Genomic DNA, 6,277 nt, shown 5'->3' with positions numbered 1-6,277 from the left:
CGGAACTGGCCCCAGCCTGCGTCGGAGATGACGCGGGCCAGGCGGCGGTTGCGGAGCATGTTGCGCACGCTGAGGTCTTCGATCGCGACCGTTTGAGTCTCACGGACGAGTCGAGTGGTCAGCTTGTGCAGGTGGTCCCGACGCCGGTCGGCGATACGGGCATGGATCCGGGCCACCGCGAGCCGGGCCTTGGCCCGGTTCGCGGAGCCCTTCTGTTTGCGGGCCAGGTTCCGCTGAGCCTTGGCCACCTTGCGCCGGTCGGCCTGCCCGTACCGCGGGTTGGCCACCTTGCCGTGCTCGTCGCTGATTCCGGGGATCGGGTGGGACAGGGTGAGCAGGCTGGTGATGCCTGCGTCCACACCGACCACGGCCGCGACCGGCGGCAGCGGCTTCACCGTCGGGTCCTCGATCAGGATGGAGACGAACCAGCGGCCGGCAGCGTCCCGGGACACGGTGACCGTCGACGGTTCCGCCCCCTCCGGCAACGGTCGGGACCACACGATGTCCAGCGGGGTGTTCATCTTGGCCAGGGTGAGCTGACCGTCCCGCCAGCGGAACGCGGAGCGGGTGTATTCGGCCGACGCCCGCGACTTGCGCTTGGACTTGAACCTCGGATACCGGGCCCGCTTGTCCCAGAACGCCATAAACCCGGCCTGCAAATGCCGCAGCGTCTGCTGCAACGGCACCGAGGACACCTCGTTCAGGAACGCCAACTCCTGCGTGCGTTTCCACTCGGTCAGCCACCCCGAGGAATGCGCGTACGTGGTGCGCCGGCGGTCCACCGCCCACGCCCGGGCACGTGCTTCCAGCGCCCGGTTGTACACCAGACGCACGCACCCGAAGGTGCGGTTCAACTGCCCAGCCTGTTCAGGGGACGGGTAGAAGCGGTACTTGTACGCCCGCTTCACCACATCCCCCACGCCTCACATTTTACCGTCCATGTAAGACACTCATCGCAAGGGAGGGGCGGCGTTTCCTCCCGGCCGTAAACGGCCGGGTTTCCACGCCGCAAATCCGATGAGCGAGGATCCGGCACGCGACGAAGTGGTGGAGTGAGCGGCCACCGGCGGAGATCCCGGACATGGTGCAGGACTTGGCACCCGTCAGTCCGAAGGCCACATCGGCATTGAGGACGTGGACGTCCTTGGCCCAACAGTCGTAGACCGCTTGGAAACATACCCCGTTCGAGCCGGGGTGCAGATTGTGGGCCGTCTGCGGGATGAGCTTGTTCTCGATCGTCAGCCCTTCCACCCCGCTGTCATGGATGGTCGGCCCGAGTTCGCGCAGCCGAGCGGGCGTCTCTCGGTGGATGGAAATCCTCAGGGGCTGCTCGATCCGCACTGACCGGGGAGAAAGAATCTCGATGACCTTGACCGGCCACCGCCAGGCCTGGAGATCTTCGAAGGCAGTCGGTGTCGCGATGCGAGCACCGTACCTGGCCCAATCGTACGTGTTCGCTCCGGCGATGTTGCCAGCCATCTCCTTGAGCAGCCGGTAGTTCGTTGGGTTATCTACCTCGAGAGCCACCATTTCGCCAGCCGTGAGATCGGCGGTGGAGTCGACGAAAAGGACGTCGGCGCCGCGGGTCGCCGGCGCGACTGCGGCCAGGGTAGAACCCCACAGGAAGCACTCGCTGAGTTCGGCCGCGAAGTCGTTGGCGAACGACGTGGCCAGCCGCTCGCGGGCGATGAAGAAAATTTGGCCGCCCGTCCATGACCAGTTGTTGCCACCCGCGTCGAGAGACTCACGCAGGGGACGCGAGAAGTACAGGATGGTCTTTCCCTTGCCTGCCCCTCTCAAGACCACGTTGGAGTCGCTGACGAACAGGGGCCGGTCGAGAACGTATCGCCCGGGCTCCAGCTTGAGAACGCCCCCACCGGCCGCACCGAGTCGGTCCAGCGCTGTCTGAAGAGCGCTACTGACGTCGACACCTGTGTCGGGGCGGATGCCCAAGCTCTGGGCAGGCGTGACGCTGTCGACCACCGGCGATGGCTGGATGGCTCCGCGCCGGTATCCCACCCGTCGCCAGTCCCCGAGGTTGTGGTAGCTCGACGGCGCCTCCGACCACGCGTCTAAGATCGCTTGGAGGTCGGTCGGAAGGCCGCCGAGGCCCGCCTTGCTCCGGGTTGACGCGGCGGCAGCTTCGGCCAACGACGACGTGCCGGTGGTAAACGCTGCCGTGCCAGCAGCCCCCGCGGCGGCCGCCTTAAAGAGGGAACGTCTCCCGAATGTCCCTCGAGCTGTATAGTTGCTCATGTCTTTCCTCCCGCGGCGTCACCATCTCCCAGGACCGTCCTTCTGATTGCAGCCACTACTGTCTGGAAGGTTCGGGGCACCCTTTCTCCCGCGCGGTGCCTCCGTAATGGCTCCATCGGCGCTGACGTCGGCCAATTCGGTCGTGTGGTGCTACGCCCAGTTCAGCGCGCCTACCCAGGTCACGCTTGACCGAACGAGCTGATGGTGGCCGGGGGGCTTGGCCACGTTGATGATCCGGCCAAGCTCCCCAGCGTTCGTGTGACGGCTGCTCGGATCAGTGGTCCGGCTTATTGATACAGCACGGCCGCGATCTCCGGCTTGTCGACGTTCGTCATGTCGTACCAGTAGTAGCCGGTGTCGATCACCTTGGGCATGCTCTCGCCCTTGATCGACTTCATGGCCGCGCTCACCAGCTGCTCACCCATCCCGATCGGATTCTGGGTGATGGCCCCCGCCATGACACCGCTCTTGATGGCATCAATCTGGGCCTTCCCGGAGTCGAATCCGACGATCTTGATGCCCTTCTTGCCGCTCTCCTCGACGCCCTTGATGGCGCCGATGGCCGAGCCCTCGTTGGAGCCATAGATCCCGGCGATATCGGGATTCGCCGCAATGATCGACTTGGTGATATCCGCGGACTTCGCCTGGTCGCCACCGCCGTACTGCGGCTCCAGCAGGGTGATGCCCGGCGCGTTTGCCCTCATCCACTCGACGAACCCGTCTCTGCGGTCGATGCCCGAGCGGCTGGTCTGGTCGTGTACGACGAGGGCCACCTTGCCCTTGCCGCCGAGCAGCTCGGACATGTGCTTGGCGGCCTCGGCGGCGGCGGCCTTGTTGTCCGTGGCGGCCGTGGTCACCGGGATGTCGCTGTCGACGCCAGAGTCAAACGCGATGACCGGGATGTTGGCCGCCTTCGCCTGCTGCATGAGTGGCGCCGCGGCCTTGCTGTCCAAGGCGGCGAAGCCGATCGCCGCCGGCTTCTTGGCGATCGCATTGGTCAGCATTGTGACCTGCGCCTCGATGTCGGCCTCGGTCGCCGGTCCCTCAAAGGTGATCCTGGCTCCCTGCTTGGCAGCCTCTTGCTCGGCCCCCTGCTTCACCGCCTGCCAGAACTGGTGCTGGAACCCCTTGGAGACAATGGCGATGTACGGCTGCTCACCATCGCCACCGGCCCCGTCCGATGTAGAGGTGCACCCGGGCACGGCTACCATGAGCGTTGCGGCCGCAACTCCGGCCAGAAGGCGCCTTCTTCTCATGTCGACCACATTCTCCTACCTATGTGTGATGTTGGTGCGGTTCACACGAGCCACATCTCAGGCTGCGCGTTTGCGAATCATGTCGGCGTACACCGCCACGAGAATGACGCAGCCCAGGATCACGTTCTGCCATTCCTGCGGGATCGACAGGATCTGCAGGCCATTGTTCAGAACAGAGATGATGAGTGCGCCGATCGCGGTGCCCACGATGGACCCCTTGCCGCCGGCGAGCGAGGTGCCGCCGATGACCACTGCCGCGATGGCCTGCAGTTCGTAGCCCGCGCCGGTGGCCGGTTGAGCCGAGCCGAGGCGTGCGGAGATCATGACGCCGGCAAGGCCGATGAACAGACCGGCGAGCGTGTAGACGATGATTTTCCATTTGCGTACGCTGACGCCGGACAGCGCTGTTGCCTCTTCGTTGCTGCCGATCGAATACGTGTAACGCCCGAGGACGGTTTTGTTCAGCAGGATCCCTGCCGTGATCGCCGCCGCGACCAGCACGAGCACCGCGTTGGGGAAGTCGACGCCGGGGATGAGACTGCCGGTGGAAATGGCGAAGTAGCCGGGGGTGTCGTTGAAGTAGATCGGTGCGCTGTGGGAGACCACGAGCGCAAGCCCCTGGGCGACCAGCATCATCGCCAATGTCGCGATGAACGGCGGGATCCTCAGGATGGCGACGTTGAATCCATTGATGAGGCCGATGAGCCCACCGAACAGAACGGCACCGAGCACGCCCACCGCGAGCGGCAGGTGCAGGTTGACGATGAACACGCCGGACATCACCGCGCTCAGCGCCATGCCGGTACCCAGCGACAGGTCGATGCCGCCTGTGATGATCACGAAGGTTGTGCCCAGTGCGAGCGTTCCGATCACGACCGTAGAGAACAGGATGTTCGTGACGTTGGGATAGGTGAAGAAGCTGGGGCTGGCGAACGCGAAGACCGTGAAGATGACGATGAGGCTGGCGAACGCGAGGAACTGTTGGAGCCGGCTGCGCAGTGTTGCGCTCAGTCCACCGGTAGCTGGCTGCGGTGATGACATCGCCGCAGGCGGCGAGGCCGTTGCGGCCGCTGATACCGGGCGCGTAGTCATTGGTCTCCTGCTTTCTGGGCGGTCTGCGTGGGTGCGTCCTCGGCCTGCAGAAGTTGGGCCGCGTCGGCCGGGTTTTCGTCGGGGCGCAGCGTGGCGTAGTGCATGACGCGTTCCTGGGTGGCTTCGGCGGCGCTGAGCAGCCCGGTGATGCGACCCTCGCTCATCACGACGATGCGGTGTGACATACGCAGGACCTCGGGCAACTCGGAGGAGATCATAATGATCGATTTGCCTTGCTGTGCCAGCTCGTTGAGCAGTCGGTAGATCTCTTCCTTGGCGCCGACGTCGATGCCCCGGGTCGGCTCGTCGAAGATCAGAATGTCGCAGTCTTTGAGCAGCCACTTGGCGATGACGACCTTCTGTTGGTTGCCGCCGGAGAGGTTCTTGGTCGTCTGTCGCACCGATGGCGTCTTGATGCGCAGCGCGCCGACGTATTGTGCGGATCGGGCCCGCATGGCCTTGTCGCGCATGAAGCCGAACGAAGTGAACAGCTCCCGCAGCGAACTGAGGGCGATGTTGGCGGTGACGTCCTGCTCAAGTAGCAGGCCGAGGTGTTTGCGGTCCTCGGACAGGTAGCCGATGCGGTGCCTGGCCGCATCGGCCGGGTTCTGTATCGCGACGTGTTTGCCGGCCAGGGTGATGGTGCCGGAGGTGGTCCTGTCCGCGCCGACGAGGGCTCTTGCTACCTCGGTGCGCCCCGCGCCCATGAGCCCGGCAAATCCTAGTATTTCGCCCTTGCGCAGCTCGAAGCTGACGTTGTTCAGCAGCGCTTTAGTGCTCAGCCCTTCGACTTTCAGCAGCACCTCGCGGTCCTCGCGCACCCCTTCGGGTCTGGCGCTTACGGTAATGGCGCGACCGACCATCAGTGCGATGACCTCTTTCATGGTGGTCGTCGCCGTTGGGACGGTGTCGACGTACTGGCCGTCTCGCAGCACGGTGATTCGGTCGGAGATGGCCTTGATTTCGGCCATCCGGTGGGAGATGTAGATCACGCCGGTGTCCGGGCGGGTGAAGCGGCCGATCAGCTCGTGCAGCGTCGCTACCTCGGCTTCGTTGAGGGCGGCGGTCGGCTCGTCCATGATGAGCACCTTGGCGTCATTGGAGAGCGCCTTGGCGATCTCGACCATCTGCTGCTTGGCCACGGTCAGTCGGCCGACGACCCGCTTCGGGTCCAGCGGCAACTGCAGCCGGTCGATCAGCTCTGCGGCCCGGGCGTTCAGCTTGCGCTCGTCGAGGAAGAAGTTGGCCAGGCGCGGTTCGCGGCCGATGAAGATGTTCTGCGCCACCGTGAGGTCGGGCATCAGGTTGAATTCCTGGTGGATGATGCTGATGCCCTGCTCCTGGGCTTGTTTCGGTCCGGCGACCTCGAACCGCTCGCCATTGAGATAGAACTCGCCCTCATCGGCGGCATAGATGCCGGAGAGCAGTTTCATCAGAGTCGACTTGCCCGCACCATTTTCGCCAACCAGCGCCAGCACCTCGTTGTGGCGCAGGTCCAGCTGGACACCGGAAAGCGCCTTGACGCCCGGGAAGCTCTTACTCACGCCCTCGAGCCGCAGCAACGGCTCGTCCGACGCCGGTGCGCGCGTTGACGCAGTCGGAGGTGTCCCCGACAGCACCATGAGATCTCCTCGGAAGTCGATTTCGGACACGTTAGGTGGCTGTGGCAGGTC

The 6,277-nt window shown here is 64.7% G+C and carries 5 protein-coding genes; all 5 read right to left on the bottom strand.

Annotated elements, in window-relative coordinates; translation table 11 throughout:
• A partial coding sequence (locus ABZ783_RS29625) for a transposase (RefSeq protein ID WP_357443842.1) occupies positions 1 to 920 on the bottom strand: 920 nt, incomplete at its 3' end.
• Positions 921 to 930: 10 nt separating this feature from the next.
• Entirely contained in the window at positions 931 to 2,256 is a 1,326-nt protein-coding gene (locus tag ABZ783_RS29620; RefSeq protein WP_357443840.1) for a hypothetical protein, read from the bottom strand.
• A 287-nt stretch (positions 2,257 to 2,543) separates the two neighbouring features.
• Positions 2,544 to 3,512: an ABC transporter substrate-binding protein gene (locus ABZ783_RS29615; protein WP_357443838.1), complete on the bottom strand. Its 969-nt coding sequence runs from the start codon at positions 3,510 to 3,512 to the stop codon at positions 2,544 to 2,546.
• A 57-nt stretch (positions 3,513 to 3,569) separates the two neighbouring features.
• Positions 3,570 to 4,553, bottom strand: a complete 984-nt coding sequence (locus ABZ783_RS29610) for an ABC transporter permease (protein WP_357443836.1) — start codon at positions 4,551 to 4,553, stop codon at positions 3,570 to 3,572.
• A gap of 47 nt (positions 4,554 to 4,600) precedes the next feature.
• On the bottom strand, positions 4,601 to 6,256 hold the full coding sequence (locus ABZ783_RS29605) for a sugar ABC transporter ATP-binding protein (protein ID WP_357443834.1): 1,656 nt from the start codon (positions 6,254 to 6,256) through the stop codon (positions 4,601 to 4,603).
• Positions 6,257 to 6,277 lie beyond the last annotated feature (21 nt).

It is taken from the genome of Micromonospora sp. NPDC047738 (assembly GCF_040642675.1).
Classification (GTDB): domain Bacteria; phylum Actinomycetota; class Actinomycetes; order Mycobacteriales; family Micromonosporaceae; genus Micromonospora.
This window is presented reverse-complemented; position numbering and strand designations above follow the sequence as displayed.